Genomic DNA, 13171 nt, shown 5'->3' with positions numbered 1-13171 from the left:
TGTCGCCCCGTATCATCTACGATATTCCATGGATGTATGGAGGATGTGCATGGCGGAGACCACGGCAACCGGCTCGAAGACGGAGCTGTACGACGCGTTCGCGGCCAGCGGCAAGGCGCTGGCCAGCGGGAAACGCCTGGAACTGCTCGATCTGCTCGCCCAGGGCGAGCGGACCGTCGACGCCCTCGCCAAGGCGGCTGGGCTGAACCTGACGACCGCGTCAGCGCATCTCCAGACGCTCAAGCAGGCCGGATTCGTCGCCACCCGCCGGGACGGCGTGCGCATCCACTACCGGCTCGCCGGCGACGACGTGGCCCGGCTGTTCGCGCTGCTGCGCAAGGTCGCCGAGAGCCACCAGGCCGCCGTGCCGGCCGCCCGCGACGCCTACCTCGGCGACGACGGCGCCGTGGAGGTCAGCCGCGAGGAACTCCAGGACCGCGTCGCGGCAGGGGGCGTGACGGTGCTCGATGTGCGGCCGGTGGAGGAGTACCGGGCCGGGCACATCCCCGGCGCGATCTCCATCCCGGTCCACGAACTGGCCGACCGAATCCACGAGTTGACCGAGGACACCGAGATCGTCGTCTACTGCCGTGGCGAGTACTGCGTCCTCGCCTACGACGCGGTCCGCCTCCTGACCGACCGCGGGCGACGCGCCATCCGCCTCAACGACGGCATGCTCGAATGGCGGCTGGCCGAGCTGCCCGTGGACGCGGTGGAGCCGATGTGAGCGGGGCACCGCCGTCGCATCCTGGCCGTCCTGCCCCCACCTCCGCCACCGCGAGCCGCCGATGAACCCGTCTACCCCTCGGCCGGGCCGATCCGTCGGCCCGTGAGGGTTACCGGCCGGATCGACACCCACATCTCGCGGTGACCACCCGCCCACGGCGTGGTGTGGGCCTGCCGGGTGAGCCGCCGTACGGTGTCCGGGTCCGTCACGACGCTCGCCGGGCCGACGGCGAGGACGCTCCAGCCCTGGCTCAGGGCCTCGTCCAGGTGATCGACCTCGAAGGCGACCTCCCGTTCCGCGGCCGCCGCGGCCACGGAATCAGGCACGGTCCGGAAGACGATGGCGTCGTCGACCACGTCGTAGTTGACCGGGACGACTGCCGGGCGGCCGTCGGGCGTCGACACCGAGACGCGTCCCACGCCGTGTGTGGAGAGCAGTGTGCGGCATTCCTCCGGGGCGAGGTCGCGCAGCTCGGGACGGAGCAGTGCGTGGCCCTGGCCGGGTGGGAGGTCGATGCCTCCGCCGCGCAGGGTGGCGACCGTGGTGCCCAGTGCGTCGGCCAGTCTGATGAGTGTCGCCAGGGTCGGGTCGGCGGGCCGTTCCTCGAGGTACGCCAGATAGTCGGGCGACATCCGGGCGCGGCCGGCGGTCTCCTCGCGGCTGAGGCCCTGCCTCCTGCGTTCGGCGGCCACGCGTCGGCCGATGTCGCCGGGGTCGGCCGCCCAGCGCGGTGAGGCGGCGGGGGACACGGTGGCCACGTCACCCGGGTCCTGTCGTGGCTCGTGGGTGACCACGGTGTGCTCGTGGTGCAGAGGACGGACGTGTGCGTCGGGTCCGGGGAACACAAGGGTCACTTCGTCGGTGTCCGACCAGCGCACGTCGTAGGGCGGTGTTCCGTCCTCATGGTGGAGTCCGACGATCTCGCCGTCGCGCTTGCCGGCACCGGTCGCCGGACTCTCCACGATGAGCTGGTCGCCGAGGTGAGCTCGCATGATCGCTGCCCTCTCCACAGAGTCGTGCTGTTTCCAACCTGCCACGCGGGACACATCACCGCACCGGGGCGCGAGCGGGAGATCGGCGGGGATGTGCTGCCACGTACTCACACGGGCCGTGCAGAGGGCCGGCGGCGGACACTCTGCCCGGGCGCCTGCACTCCCCGCATGTCCCGTTCGGCGGTGCTCAGCAGCTGATGGGCGAGGTCGATCATGGCCCGGCCTGCCGCCAGTTCGTCGCCGATCTCCGGCACGTTCGCGTCCGCCGGATGGCAGCGCGCGCTTCCCTGAGCGGAGAGCGCGGAGGTGCCGGTGTCCAGCACGACATGTGCCTTCGTCGTTCCGTCGTCGTCCTCGAAGAGGTGGAGGCGGACGTTCCACTGTGCCGTGTGCGACATGATGTTCCTCCTCGCCCTCGTCCCGGTCCGACGACCGTCACATCGCCCGGCCTCCGGCGAGCCGCTGGTCGGTTCCCCCTCCACCCCACCATCGAACGGCGAAGGCCTTCGGTCACGGGGCCGAACGTCCCCGAGAGGTCGACGTCCGGCCCCGTACGTCGCCGGACCGCTCGGGTTCATGGCTGCCGCCCGCCTGAGACGATGGACGGGCCACGTTCCCGGGAGGTGACGGGTATGCCGCCTCGGTTCCGGCTCACGCTGCTGGGCGTGGGCGCCATGGCGTCCCCGCGTTTCGCCCCGGCCGGCCTGCTGGTCGCCTACGGCCGCCGGCGCGTCGCGTTCGACGGCGGGCCCGGCGCACAGCCGCCGCAGGGCCCGCTGGACGCCTGGCTCGTGACCGACGAGCACGCCGAGCTGCGCTCGGCCCTGCGGCGTCTCGCCGCCGAGCGCGGGCTGGTGCCGCGCATGACGGACCTGGACCTCGGAGAGCTGCGCATCCGCGCGCTGCCGGTCGCCCACACCTCCCATCCCACCTGCGGTTACCGCATCGAGGGAGAGCCGGGGGCGGTGGTGTGGGCGCCGGAGTTCCGGACCTTCCCGGCCTGGGCGGCGGACGCGGACCTGATGTTCGCGGAAGCCTCGTGCTGGGACCGCCCCATCCGCTTCCGCGGCGGAGTGGGCGGGCACGCACCCGTGCGGGACGTCGGCCCGGAAGCGGCCCGGAACCGGGTCGGTCGCGTGGTCTACGCGCACATCGGCCGCCCCTGCCTCCGGGCGATGGACGCCGGTCTGATCCCCGAGTACGGGGAGTGGGGCCGAGAGGGCCGTACGTACGTCCTCCGGTCCGCCCCGGACCCCGGCGCCGAGCGTGGGGCCAATGGCCCGCGGAGGGGCCGTACGGCCCCATGACAGGCGCCGCCTGCCCGGCGAGCGTGAAAGCGCGTGGGGCGCGACACTGGTGCCGTCCGGGGGGAACACCGGGACCGGACGCCCGGCGCGAGGAGGCAACGGTGAACGAGCGAGTCGCGGTGCGGAGTCTGATGGATGCCGCCCCGTACGCGATCGGTGAGGACGAGAGCGTGCTGATGGCCTGGGAGGTCATGGAGAGGTCCGAGCAGCGCCAGCTCCCGGTGGTCCGTGGGGACGGCTGCTGCGCCGGAGTCCTGGACCGCGCCGAACTCGCCGTGGCCTGCGCCGCCGCGGCGGCGACGCTGTCCCACCGCAGGGTGCGCGAGCTCGTGCACGCCCGCCGGACCGTCACGGTCCACCCCGAGGAATCGGCTCTGCGCGCGGCAGCCGTGATGACCGAGGAACGTCTCGACGCCCTGCCGGTCACGGATCCGCGCGGACGGCTGGTCGGTCTGCTCACGGCCCGGGACTACGTGGCCGCCGCCGCGGGCCTGCACACCCGCGCCGAGGCTGTCAGCCGGAGTCCCGCACGGGCCACCCTCGACGGCTTGCCGCCGCACCGCGCACCACAGGAACGCGGAATCCCCATCCCGTAGTGGATCAGTTCATTCGTCCCTTCACTCGGAGAGGAAGGCTGACGTCATGGTCTGGGCATCATGGACGACTCCCGGGGTCTTCACCGGCCAGGGTGGCGCACGAACCGACGAAGCGGGGATCGTCGCCGGCGACCTGACCGTCCACACCACCTGGGACGGCAAAGAGGCCGACGTGGCGGTCCAGTACACGGGCACCTCCGAATGGTTCACCCTCACGGGCAGCCCCGTGCCCTGCCGATCCGAGGTGCACAGCCGGCAACTGCACCAGGCAGCCGTGGAAGCGGTCAAGGCAGGTGGTGGCTCCACCGTTCCCGAACTCTGAGGAATCGAATATCCGATTGCCCCCGCGCCGCCGGATGCGCATGCTGCTGGGATGCGGTTTTCCATCAACATCCCCAACTTCGGCGACTTCGCCCATCCCCGTAACGTCGCCACCGCGGCGGCTGCCGCCGAAGAGGCGGGCTGGGACGGGCTGTTCGTCTGGGATCACGTCCTGCACCGACAGCACCAGGGCCGTCCCTTCGGGGACCCCTGGATGCTGCTCACCGCCGCCGCGCTGGCGACCTCCCGGATCCGGCTGGGCACCCTGCTGACGCCGGTCCCGCGTTACCGTCCGCAGCAACTCGCCCGCCAAGTGGCCACCTTGGACCAGCTCAGCGGCGGCCGGGTGATCTTCGCCGCGGGACTGGGAGGCCCGATCGAGGACGAGTACGGCAGCTTCGGCGACGCCACCGATCCGCGCCTCCTCGCCGAGCGGCTGGACGAGGGACTGGAGCTGCTGCGGCGGTTCTGGTCCGGCGAGCCGGTGAACCACCACGGCCGGCACTACGGGGTGCGGGACGTCACGCTGCTGCCCGCCACGGTGCAGCGACCCGGTCCGCCGGTGTGGATCGGCGGGTTCTGGCCGCGCCGTCCGCCCATGCGCCGAGCGGCGCGGTGGGACGGCGCGGTGCCGCTCTTCGAGACGGCCAGGCACGGGCATGTGCCGGATGCGGCGGAGGTACGGGAGCTGATCGGCTATGTGCGCGAGCAGCGTACGGCCACAGCCGAGCGCCCCTTCGAGTTCGTGCTCGGCGGTGCCACGCCCCTGGACCCGGCCAAGGCCAGGGACGTGATCGGTCCGCTGTACGACGCCGGCGCCACCTGGTGGGACGAGCGACAGGTCCAGACCGGCCCCGACCTGGACCGGCTGGCACCTGTGCTGCGCCGCATCGAGGCGGGCCCGCCGCTGATCTGAATGCCCGCCTCACGGACCAGATAGGTGATGTTGCGGCGCAGGAACGCACGGCTGCTGCGGGCGATGGTGACGATGCCGGGGAAGACCGCGGTGTACGCGTCGCCGGCCTCCTCGTCGACCGGGTAGTTGTCCTTGCCGCCGAGCCAGTAGTTCCAGATACGGGCGGAGTGCGCCACCGACGTGTCGATCTTCTGACCCATCGCCGTCTCGGGCGTGGTCGCGGGGTCGGTCCTGCGTCGTGTCCGTCTTTCGGTGAGGGCGTGTCAAGGCATGGATCGCTCACCGCACAACCTACGTTCGCACGACCGGCTTTCGACCATGAGTTCGGCCTACTCCCCGCCGGACGGTGACGTGGGGTCGCCCGGCTGCTCCTGGCCGGACTCCGTCGCCGGTGTGTCCGCGGCCGTAGCCTCCCCCGCGCGGTTCGACACAGCACCAGTCGGGCCGTGGGTCGACACCGCCGCGGTCCTGTCGCTTCCCAGGCCATGCAGACAGCCGGCGGGGCGCACGCGCTCGCGTGCAGCACCGCCCAGCGTCTCCCCTCGCCGGTGGGCGACTCGCAGTGCGGCATCGCGGGCCGACTCCCCCTGCGTCCGGGGCAGTACGGCTTCCGTGCGGGCGTCCGCCGGCATCTCGTATCGGCGCTCGGGGATGTGCACGGTGATCGCCTCGGCCACCGGTTCGTACACCTTGGGCCGACGGCCCACCTTGCGGATACCCGCGGACGATTCGACGCCGGTCCGCGGAAGCCCCGCTGTCACCAGCTTGCTCCAGGCGGAAGCCGGCGAGTCTGCGGGAGATGCCCAGGCCGTCGGCGACCCCCTTCGACCAGCGTGCCCTGCCCAGCGGCAGCATCACCCCGCCCGGCGCCGTCGCGGGCGTCACGCACCACCCGGTCCGGGGATGCGTGCTCCTGGGCCTCCTGCTCGGCTGTGCCGGAGGGAACCCCCGGGGCATGGTGTCCCAGGGGTTGTCCGCTGTCCGGCCGGTCGGGCTCGGGCGGTGTCAGCCGAGCTGGAACGTCGCCTCGACCGGGTAGTGGTCGCTGGGAGCGTTGGTGTCGGTCTGGCCCGTCGTCCAGCCGGACTGGGGGTCGAAGTCCACCTTGACGGTGGACATCGCGGCCGGCGTCGGGCGTCCCGGCGCGTTGAGATAACCGAGGTAGTCGAGGTCGTCCCGGTAGTCCTTGGGGAAGGACTCGATGCCGGACATGTACTGGCACCAGGCGGAGACCGGGCAGTCCATGGTCCTCAGGGTCTGACCGGAGTCGGTGGCCGGGGTGCCGAGCACACCGTTCACCGCGGCCTGGGCGTCGGCGTAGTCACCGCGCGACTGGCCGCCGTAGTACTCCACGTTCAGGTCTCCGCCGATCAGGACCGGTGCGTTCGAGCCGGCGATGCCGTCCACCCAGGTGCGGATCTCGCCGAGCTGGGCGAGCCGGGTGGACTGTGTGGTGTCCGTGGAGGTGTCGGACTCGTCGGCCTGCAGATGGGTGCCGACCACCCAGCTCTTCACCCCGTCCTTCGCGATCTGCACCAGCGCCGCCCCCTTGTTGGCGTGGTAGTCCCAGGTGCCGTAGGTGGAGTTGCTGAAGACGTGGGCGTACTGGGCGGTGATCGGATACTTGGAGAGGATCATGGTGCCGCCGTTGATGACGAACCACGAGTTGGAGCAGTCACCGCTGATGCCCGTCCAGCCGCCACCGGAACAGGTCTGGCCGACGACGGGGGTGTGGTACGGGTAGAGGTCGGCGAGCTTGCTGGTGATGTCGGCCGTCGAGCTGTTGTTGAAGTCCTCGTCCAGCACCACCACGTCGGCGCTGTGCTTGCGGATGATCGACTCGACGGTCGGGGTGCGCTGTGCCGCCTTCTCGTTCTGGGTGCTGTCGACGATCGCGGTGCCGAGATCGACGTTCCACGCGAACACCGAGAGGCCGGTGCCGGTGCCCGCGCTCGCGGTGGGGGCCGCGTAGCCGCTGAAGCCGAGCAGCAGGGCTGCCGCTGCGGAGGTGAGGGCGGTAGCTGTACGACGCGAGACCATGCGCTCTCCTGGTGAGGTGGGAAGTCCCCGGGCCGCGACCGATTGATCGGTCGCGTACATGACACTGCGACTCTAGGGTGCTCGCAGGTACGGCTGAGGGAACTTCTCCCGAGCGACTCATGGAGAAGAGGTGTCTGGACAAGTTCGCCCCCGGGCGGAGTGAATCCGACCGGCCAGAGCCTTCTGTTCGGGTCGCGCCTGTTCACACATTCCCCGGGCTGGACCGAGCCGGGAGGACGCCGCCTAGGGTGGGTCTATGGGCGGCGGCGTGGTGACGCTGTTCCTGTGCGGGGACGTGATGCTCGGGCGCGGCGTCGACCAGATCCTTCCGCACCCCGGAAGCCCGGTGCTGCGCGAGGGCTACGTCACGGATGCCCGGACGTACGTGGAACTGGCCGAGGCGGTCAGCGGTCCGATCCCCGCGCCGGTCCACCCCGCCTGGCCGTGGGGCGAGGTGCTGGGGCTGTTGGACGAGGTCGCGCCGGAGGCCCGGATCGTGAATCTGGAGACGGCCGTCACGCGCAGCGACGCCTTCATGCCGGGCAAGGCGGTGCACTACCGGATGCACCCGGCCAACCTGCCCGCCCTCACGGTGGCCCGGCCCGACGTGTGCGTCCTGTCCAACAACCATGTGCTGGACTTCGGCCGGCCGGGCCTGGAGGAAACCCTGGACTCACTCGCCGGCGCGGGCCTGCGAGCGGTGGGCGCGGGGCGCGACGCCGACGAGGCCTACGCGCCCGCGACGGTCCCCGTCGGTCCCGGCCGCCGCATCCTGGTCTTCGCCCTCGGAGCGCTGTCCAGCGGCATCCCGCCCGACTGGGCCGCGACCACGGACCGCTCCGGTGTCGCCTACGTCCGCGAACTGTCGGCGTCGGCGGCCGAGGCGGCCGTCCAGCGGGTGCGGCGGGACAAGCGGCCGGGTGACATCGTGGTCGTGTCGGTGCACTGGGGCACCAACTGGGGCTATCTCGTCCCCCGCGAGCAGACGCGCTTCGCGCGCGCCCTGGTCGACGGCGGCGTCGACATCGTCCACGGGCACTCCTCGCACCACCCCCGCCCCGTCGAGGTGTACCGGGACCGGTTGATCCTCTACGGCTGCGGCGACTTCATCGACGACTACGAGGGCATCTCGGGCTACGAGGAGTACCGCGACGACCTCCGGCTCGGCTACCTCGTCTCGGTGGAGGCGGACACGGGACGCCCGACCGGTATGCGGATGGTCCCCTGGCAGGCGCGGCGGATGCGGCTGGAGCCCGCCGGGGACCCGGACCGCGCGTGGCTGCGCTCGACCCTCGACCGGATCTGCCACGGTCTGCACATCGGCATGGAGACCGACGGCACGCTGAGTGTCACGGCGGGGTTTGCCGGAGACCGTTGATCCCCAGGGCGCCGGACGTCACGTGGTGCAGCGAGGGTGAGCCGGAGAGTTGCGGGTACCCGGGGTCGGCGGACGGAACGGCCTCGCGCTGTTCGGCTCGGGCCTCGCGCCGGCGCTCATCTTCCCCCCTGAGCCTGGCGATGACGGCCGTGGGCGGCACCCGCCACCGCGACCGCCGCCACCGCGTTCCCAGGTGGCGCAGGACGCAGGACACGACCGGGCTCGGCGGGATCACAGGGCCGGGAGCACGGTCCTGAACGCCGATTGAAAGGCCAACAAGACAGCGCCGCGCACCTCGGGGCACCATGGCTGCAGGCCTTGTTCGGCCGATGGATGTGTTCGTGCGCCGCGGCATCGGCGCCACCACCGGAAGTCCGCCGAGTCACCTGGGGTGGTGAACTCACCATGCTGCTACCGGCGAAATCCGAAGTCCGCCGCCTGCTGCGACATTACCGGGTGTGCGAACGCGCCACCGTCGCGGCACCCGCCGATCTCGCGTCGCGTGCCGCCTTCGAGGACTCGGGCTACACGCTGTGCGTGCTGATGGGCGAGCGCAACCCGCGGGAGGCGGCCGCCGCCGCCCGGCGCTATCTGCGCACCGACCTGGTCACTTATCTCAAGGAGCGGACAGGGCGGGTGCGTGCTGCCTCCGTCGGCCGGCGCTCGCGTCGGTCCGCTCCGACGACCCAGGATTCCCGGGCGGGCTGACTGCTCGCACCGGCACAGTCGTGAAGGGACGAGCGATGACGACTGCGAAGGACATCATGAGCCCGGGCGCCCAGTGGATACCCCGGCACGAGACGCTGGACCGGGCCGCGCAGATGATGCGGGACCACGAGGTGGGCGCACTTCCGGTCAGCGACCCCGACAACGGTGACCGCATGTGCGGCATCATCACCGACCGCGACATCGTGGTGAAGTGCATCGCCTCGGGTCGCGACCCCGCGCGGATGACGTGCGGTGACCTGTGCGAGGGCACGCCGCGCTGGATCGATGCCGCTGCCGACATCTCGGACGCCCTGCGGGAGATGGAAGGCCACCAGATCAAGCGCCTCCCGGTGGTCGAGAACAAGCGCATGATCGGGATGATCAGCGAGACCGACATCGCCCGGCACCTCGGCGACGACCAGCTCGTGGAGTTCGTCCATCGGGTGTACGCCCCTGCCTGATCATGTAAGAGACTCGACACCCCGTCGCCGACGGTTCGGCCGAACGCCGACTCCGGTCACCGGAGTCGGCCGGCCGAGCCGTCGGCGAAACCTTTGGCGGCTGACTGATCCTTGACCGCTGCTTCGGCCTCCGCGATGCTGTGTTGCGAAACGTGAGAGGTGTGCCGTAATGGGCAACGTCTCGATCCCGCTGTGAGCCGAGGAGTGGCCATGTCTCAGCAGGTCCGTGGTGTCGTCGCGCGGAGCAAGGGCGCCCCTGTCAGTCTGGAAACGATCGTCGTGCCCGACCCCGGCCCGGGCGAGGCGCTGGTCAAGATCGAGGCCTGCGGCGTCTGCCACACCGATCTGCACTACCGCGAGGGCGGTATCAGCGACGACTTCCCCTTCCTGCTGGGGCATGAGGCCGCGGGCGTGGTCGAGGCGGTCGGCGAGGGGGTCACCGAGGTGGCGCCCGGAGACTTCGTGATCCTCAACTGGCGTGCCGTGTGCGGCCAGTGCCGGGCCTGTCTGCGCGGGCGGCCCTGGTACTGCTTCAACACGCACAACGCCAAGCAGAAGATGACCCTGACCGACGGTACGGAGCTCTCGCCCGCGCTGGGCATCGGCGCCTTCGCCGAGAAGACGCTCGTCGCCGCCGGCCAGTGCACCAAGGTCGACCCGGCCGCCTCGCCCGCTGCCGCCGGGCTGCTCGGCTGCGGAGTGATGGCCGGCCTCGGCGCCGCGATCAACACCGGGAACGTCGGCCGCGGGGACACCGTCGCCGTGATCGGGTGCGGCGGGGTCGGAGCCGCGGCGGTCGTCGGATCGAGGCTGGCGGGTGCGTCGAGGATCATCGCCGTGGACATCGACGACCGCAAGCTGGACACCGCGAAGAAGCTGGGCGCGACCCACACGGTCAACTCCAAGCAGGCCGACGCCGTCGACGCGGTGCGCGAGCTGACCGGTGGCTTCGGCGCCGACGTCGTCATCGAGGCCGTCGGCCGCCCGGAGACGTACAAGCAGGCCTTCTACGCCCGCGACCTCGCCGGCACCGTCGTCCTCGTGGGCGTCCCCACCCCCGAGATGAAGCTCGAACTGCCCCTGCTGGACGTGTTCGGCCGGGGCGGCGCCCTCAAGTCGTCCTGGTACGGCGACTGTCTGCCCTCCCGTGACTTCCCGATGCTCATCGACCTCTATCTGCAGGGCCGTCTCGACCTGGACGCCTTCGTCACCGAGACCATCGCGCTGGACGAGGTGGAGAAGGCCTTCGAGCGGATGCACGGCGGCGACGTGCTGCGCTCGGTGGTGGTCCTCTGATGGCGGGCGCCCGCATCGAACGGCTCGTCACCTCGGGAACGTTCTCGCTGGACGGCGGCACCTGGGACGTCGACAACAACGTATGGATCGTGGGCGACGACAGCGAGGCAGTCGTGATCGACGCCGCCCATGACGCCGAGGCCATCGCCCGGGCCCTCGGCGATCGCACTCTGCGGGCGATCGTGTGCACCCACGCGCACAACGACCACATCGACGCCGCACCCGACCTCGCCGCCCGCACCGGCGCCCCGGTCCTGCTGCACGCCGACGATCTGCCGCTGTGGAAACAGACCCATCCCGACCGGGCGCCCGACGGCGAGCTGACCGACGGGCAGCGCCTCACCGTCGGCGGAGTGGAGCTGACCGTCCTGCACACCCCGGGACATGCTCCGGGGGCCGTCTGTCTGTACGCCCCGCACCTGTCCGCGCTGTTCAGCGGCGACACGCTGTTCGCCGGCGGCCCCGGGGCCACGGGACGGTCGTACAGCGACTTCCCGACCATCATCCGTTCCCTCAGGGAACGCCTCCTCGCCCTGCCGGACGACACCGTCGTGCACACCGGCCACGGCGACACCACCACCATCGGCGCCGAGGCGCCGCATCTTCAGGAGTGGATCGAACGCGGCTTCTGACCGCCCGGCGACAAGCGGCCCTGCCCCGGTGACGGACCGACCTGGACCACACCGGCGGCAGGGCCGTCGTCGCACCTGTGCCACCACCCCCTGATCTCTTTGCTGACCTGCGCTTTCGAGGTCGCTGCGGCATGCCCGGAAACCGGTCGCCGGACACCGCGCAAAGGGCCCTGTGGATGCCTTGACAACGCTTCAGAGCGGCCAGCACACTGACGTTGCGCTAATCGCAATCCGTTTCGCTATACGCACCGAGGTGTCATGATGATTCCCGCGTGCCGACTCGCGGATCTACCGCGAGGCGAGGCCCACCGGCTCGACATCGACCCGCCGGTCTCGGTGTTCCACACCGACGACGGCGAGCTCTTCGCCATCGACGACACCTGCACCCACCAGGACGCGTCGCTCGCCGACGGCTGGCTGGAGGGCTGTGAGGTGGAATGTCCCCTGCACGCCTCCAAGTTCGACCTGAGGACCGGAGCCGTGGACGCACCGCCGGCCAAGCTCCCGGTCCGCACTCACGAGGTCGTCGTCAAGGACGGCATGGTCCACGTGCGGCTGTCCACCGAGGCACCGAACCTGCCGCCGTGCGTCGCCGCCCGCCTGGCCGGAGGCCCCGCGTGAGGACCGTCGCCGTGGTGGGCGCCTCGCTGGCCGGTCTGTCGGCCGCGCGCTCGCTGCGGAAGCAGGGGTACGACGGCCGGCTGGTCGTCGTCGGAGACGAGCTCCACCGCCCGTACGACAGGCCGCCGTTGTCCAAGGAGTTCCTTGCCGGTGCCATCGGCGAAGCGGAACTGGCACTGGAGAGGGACGACGAGGAGCTCCGGGCGGAGTGGGTGCTCGGCGCCCGCGCCACCGGCCTCGACCGCAGCGGGCGGGCGATCCGGCTCGCCGACGGCCGGGAGATACGCGCCGACGGCGTGGTCATCGCGACCGGCGCCGCCGCCCGCACCCTGCCCGGCACCGAAGGTCTCGCCGGCGTCCACGTGCTGCGCACGCTCGACGACGCCCGCGCCCTGCGGGACGACCTGGCCCGGGGCGGACGGCTGGTGGTGATCGGAGGCGGCTTTGTCGGCGCCGAGGTCGCCTCCACGGCATACGCCCTCGGTCTCGACGTGACCGTGGTCGAGGCGGCTCCGACACCGCTGGCCGGACCGCTCGGCGAGGCCATGGGCCAGATCGTCTCCGCCCTCCACGCCGATCACGGTGTACGGCTGCTGTGCGGCGTGGGGGTCAAGGGGCTGAGCGGGGAGCGCCAGGTCGACGCGGTGCTGCTGGAGGACGGCCGCAGCATCCGGGCCGACACCGTCGTCGTCGGTGTGGGGGCGCGCCCCTGTGTCGAGTGGCTGGAGGGCTCCGGCGTCGCCCTCGACAACGGCGTGAAGTGCGGCGCCGACGGCCGCACGAGTGTCGCCCAGGTGGTCGCCGTGGGCGACTGCGCCAACTGGTACGACCCGCACACCGGGGTCCACCGGAGGGTCGAGCACTGGACCGGCGCGCTGGAGCGGCCGGACGCCGCCGTCGCCGTGCTGCTCGCCCACGGTGCGACGGAGCCGGGTGTGCCCCGGCCGCCGTACTTCTGGTCCGATCAGTACGGCGTGAAGATCCAGTTCGTCGGCCATGCCGCCGGGGCCGACAGCGTGACGGTCGAGGAGGGCTCGACCGACGACCGCAGTTTTCTGGCCGTGTACCGCAGGGCCGATCGGCCGGTCGCCGTGCTCGGCATGAACCAGCCGCGCCTGTTCACCCGATGGCGCAAGCAGTTGGCCGCCGCCGCGTCTTGACACCGCCCCTGTGGCC

The 13171-nt window shown here is 71.4% G+C and carries 16 protein-coding genes and 1 pseudogene; 12 read left to right on the top strand and 5 right to left on the bottom strand.

Annotation, left to right across the window (positions count from 1 at the left end; translation table 11 throughout):
* Window positions 1-49 precede the first annotated feature (49 nt).
* The gene (locus ACWCQS_RS13085) at window positions 50-727 is read left to right on the top strand and encodes an ArsR/SmtB family transcription factor (protein ID WP_451004503.1); all 678 of its coding nucleotides are present in this window, start codon (window positions 50-52) and stop codon (window positions 725-727) included.
* Window positions 728-798: 71 nt separating this feature from the next.
* Here the strand turns inward: ACWCQS_RS13085 and ACWCQS_RS13080 are convergent, their stop codons facing one another.
* Both ACWCQS_RS13080 and ACWCQS_RS13075 read right to left on the bottom strand, forming a co-directional pair.
* Window positions 799-1719: a DUF1918 domain-containing protein gene (locus tag ACWCQS_RS13080; protein WP_451004502.1), complete on the bottom strand. Its 921-nt coding sequence runs from the start codon at window positions 1717-1719 to the stop codon at window positions 799-801.
* A gap of 107 nt (window positions 1720-1826) precedes the next feature.
* Window positions 1827-2117, bottom strand: coding sequence for a DUF1876 domain-containing protein (locus ACWCQS_RS13075; RefSeq protein WP_451004501.1), 291 nt, complete (start codon window positions 2115-2117; stop codon window positions 1827-1829).
* A 234-nt stretch (window positions 2118-2351) separates the two neighbouring features.
* On the opposite strand from ACWCQS_RS13075, the gene ACWCQS_RS13070 reads away from it, so the two are divergent.
* The 4 genes from ACWCQS_RS13070 to ACWCQS_RS13055 all read left to right on the top strand — a co-directional run bounded on the left by ACWCQS_RS13070 (window position 2352) and on the right by ACWCQS_RS13055 (window position 4859).
* Window positions 2352-3026 carry a hypothetical protein gene (locus ACWCQS_RS13070; protein WP_451004500.1) on the top strand — a complete coding sequence of 225 codons (675 nt, stop codon included), beginning with the start codon at window positions 2352-2354 and terminating at the stop codon, window positions 3024-3026.
* A gap of 101 nt (window positions 3027-3127) precedes the next feature.
* On the top strand, window positions 3128-3622 hold the full coding sequence (locus ACWCQS_RS13065; protein WP_451004499.1) for a CBS domain-containing protein: 495 nt from the start codon (window positions 3128-3130) through the stop codon (window positions 3620-3622).
* Window positions 3623-3668: 46 nt separating this feature from the next.
* Window positions 3669-3944: a hypothetical protein gene (locus tag ACWCQS_RS13060; RefSeq protein WP_451004498.1), complete on the top strand. Its 276-nt coding sequence runs from the start codon at window positions 3669-3671 to the stop codon at window positions 3942-3944.
* Between the two features lie 51 nt (window positions 3945-3995).
* Window positions 3996-4859, top strand: coding sequence for an LLM class flavin-dependent oxidoreductase (locus tag ACWCQS_RS13055; RefSeq protein WP_451004497.1), 864 nt, complete (start codon window positions 3996-3998; stop codon window positions 4857-4859).
* On the opposite strand, the pseudogene ACWCQS_RS13050 reads toward ACWCQS_RS13055, so the two are convergent.
* From ACWCQS_RS13050 to ACWCQS_RS13040, 3 genes and pseudogenes are all read right to left on the bottom strand, one after another.
* A pseudogene (locus tag ACWCQS_RS13050) lies at window positions 4856-5059 on the bottom strand (SAM-dependent methyltransferase); the annotation flags it as partial. The gene ACWCQS_RS13055 and the pseudogene ACWCQS_RS13050 sit on opposite strands and share 4 nt — an antisense overlap.
* Window positions 5060-5188: 129 nt before the next feature.
* On the bottom strand, window positions 5189-5620 hold the full coding sequence (locus ACWCQS_RS13045) for a hypothetical protein (protein WP_451004496.1): 432 nt from the start codon (window positions 5618-5620) through the stop codon (window positions 5189-5191).
* Window positions 5621-5864: 244 nt separating this feature from the next.
* A complete protein-coding gene (locus tag ACWCQS_RS13040; protein WP_451004495.1) occupies window positions 5865-6899 on the bottom strand; it encodes a sphingomyelin phosphodiesterase in 1035 nt (344 codons plus the stop codon).
* A 256-nt stretch (window positions 6900-7155) separates the two neighbouring features.
* On the opposite strand from ACWCQS_RS13040, the gene ACWCQS_RS13035 reads away from it, so the two are divergent.
* The 7 genes from ACWCQS_RS13035 to ACWCQS_RS13005 all read left to right on the top strand — a co-directional run bounded on the left by ACWCQS_RS13035 (window position 7156) and on the right by ACWCQS_RS13005 (window position 13155).
* Window positions 7156-8277 (top strand): CapA family protein, encoded by a 1122-nt coding sequence (locus ACWCQS_RS13035; protein WP_451004494.1) that lies wholly within the window; start codon window positions 7156-7158, stop codon window positions 8275-8277.
* Between the two features lie 405 nt (window positions 8278-8682).
* A complete protein-coding gene (locus ACWCQS_RS13030; protein ID WP_451004493.1) occupies window positions 8683-8985 on the top strand; it encodes a DUF5133 domain-containing protein in 303 nt (100 codons plus the stop codon).
* A 35-nt stretch (window positions 8986-9020) separates the two neighbouring features.
* Window positions 9021-9446: a CBS domain-containing protein gene (locus ACWCQS_RS13025; protein ID WP_388629849.1), complete on the top strand. Its 426-nt coding sequence runs from the start codon at window positions 9021-9023 to the stop codon at window positions 9444-9446.
* 210 nt (window positions 9447-9656) lie between these two features.
* Window positions 9657-10742: an S-(hydroxymethyl)mycothiol dehydrogenase gene (locus ACWCQS_RS13020; protein WP_451004492.1), complete on the top strand. Its 1086-nt coding sequence runs from the start codon at window positions 9657-9659 to the stop codon at window positions 10740-10742.
* On the top strand, window positions 10742-11374 hold the full coding sequence (locus ACWCQS_RS13015; protein WP_451004491.1) for an MBL fold metallo-hydrolase: 633 nt from the start codon (window positions 10742-10744) through the stop codon (window positions 11372-11374). The genes ACWCQS_RS13020 and ACWCQS_RS13015 overlap by 1 nt, the downstream gene beginning before the upstream one ends.
* A gap of 258 nt (window positions 11375-11632) precedes the next feature.
* On the top strand, window positions 11633-11995 hold the full coding sequence (locus ACWCQS_RS13010) for a bifunctional 3-phenylpropionate/cinnamic acid dioxygenase ferredoxin subunit (RefSeq protein ID WP_451004490.1): 363 nt from the start codon (window positions 11633-11635) through the stop codon (window positions 11993-11995).
* On the top strand, window positions 11992-13155 hold the full coding sequence (locus ACWCQS_RS13005) for an NAD(P)/FAD-dependent oxidoreductase (protein WP_451004489.1): 1164 nt from the start codon (window positions 11992-11994) through the stop codon (window positions 13153-13155). Before ACWCQS_RS13010 ends, ACWCQS_RS13005 begins: the two co-directional genes overlap by 4 nt.
* The last annotated feature ends 16 nt before the right edge of the window (window positions 13156-13171 follow it).

The sequence above is a fragment of the Streptomyces sp. NPDC002076 genome (assembly GCF_053593835.1).
The sequence above is the reverse complement of the archived record's forward strand: the minus strand, read 5'-3'. Positions and strand labels throughout refer to the sequence as shown.

What these genes read in the sequence shown, in the direction of transcription:
- ACWCQS_RS13085 (WP_451004503.1), top strand. Translation starts at nt 50, where the DNA reads ATGGCGGAGACCACGGCAACCGGCTCGAAGACGGAGCTGTACGACGCG.
- ACWCQS_RS13080 (WP_451004502.1), bottom strand. Translation starts at nt 1,719, where the DNA reads ATGCGAGCTCACCTCGGCGACCAGCTCATCGTGGAGAGTCCGGCGACC.
- ACWCQS_RS13075 (WP_451004501.1), bottom strand. Translation starts at nt 2,117, where the DNA reads ATGTCGCACACGGCACAGTGGAACGTCCGCCTCCACCTCTTCGAGGAC.
- ACWCQS_RS13070 (WP_451004500.1), top strand. Translation starts at nt 2,352, where the DNA reads ATGCCGCCTCGGTTCCGGCTCACGCTGCTGGGCGTGGGCGCCATGGCG.
- ACWCQS_RS13060 (WP_451004498.1), top strand. Translation starts at nt 3,669, where the DNA reads ATGGTCTGGGCATCATGGACGACTCCCGGGGTCTTCACCGGCCAGGGT.
- ACWCQS_RS13055 (WP_451004497.1), top strand. Translation starts at nt 3,996, where the DNA reads ATGCGGTTTTCCATCAACATCCCCAACTTCGGCGACTTCGCCCATCCC.
- ACWCQS_RS13040 (WP_451004495.1), bottom strand. Translation starts at nt 6,899, where the DNA reads ATGGTCTCGCGTCGTACAGCTACCGCCCTCACCTCCGCAGCGGCAGCC.
- ACWCQS_RS13035 (WP_451004494.1), top strand. Translation starts at nt 7,156, where the DNA reads ATGGGCGGCGGCGTGGTGACGCTGTTCCTGTGCGGGGACGTGATGCTC.
- ACWCQS_RS13030 (WP_451004493.1), top strand. Translation starts at nt 8,683, where the DNA reads ATGCTGCTACCGGCGAAATCCGAAGTCCGCCGCCTGCTGCGACATTAC.
- ACWCQS_RS13025 (WP_388629849.1), top strand. Translation starts at nt 9,021, where the DNA reads ATGACGACTGCGAAGGACATCATGAGCCCGGGCGCCCAGTGGATACCC.
- ACWCQS_RS13020 (WP_451004492.1), top strand. Translation starts at nt 9,657, where the DNA reads ATGTCTCAGCAGGTCCGTGGTGTCGTCGCGCGGAGCAAGGGCGCCCCT.
- ACWCQS_RS13015 (WP_451004491.1), top strand. Translation starts at nt 10,742, where the DNA reads ATGGCGGGCGCCCGCATCGAACGGCTCGTCACCTCGGGAACGTTCTCG.
- ACWCQS_RS13010 (WP_451004490.1), top strand. Translation starts at nt 11,633, where the DNA reads ATGATGATTCCCGCGTGCCGACTCGCGGATCTACCGCGAGGCGAGGCC.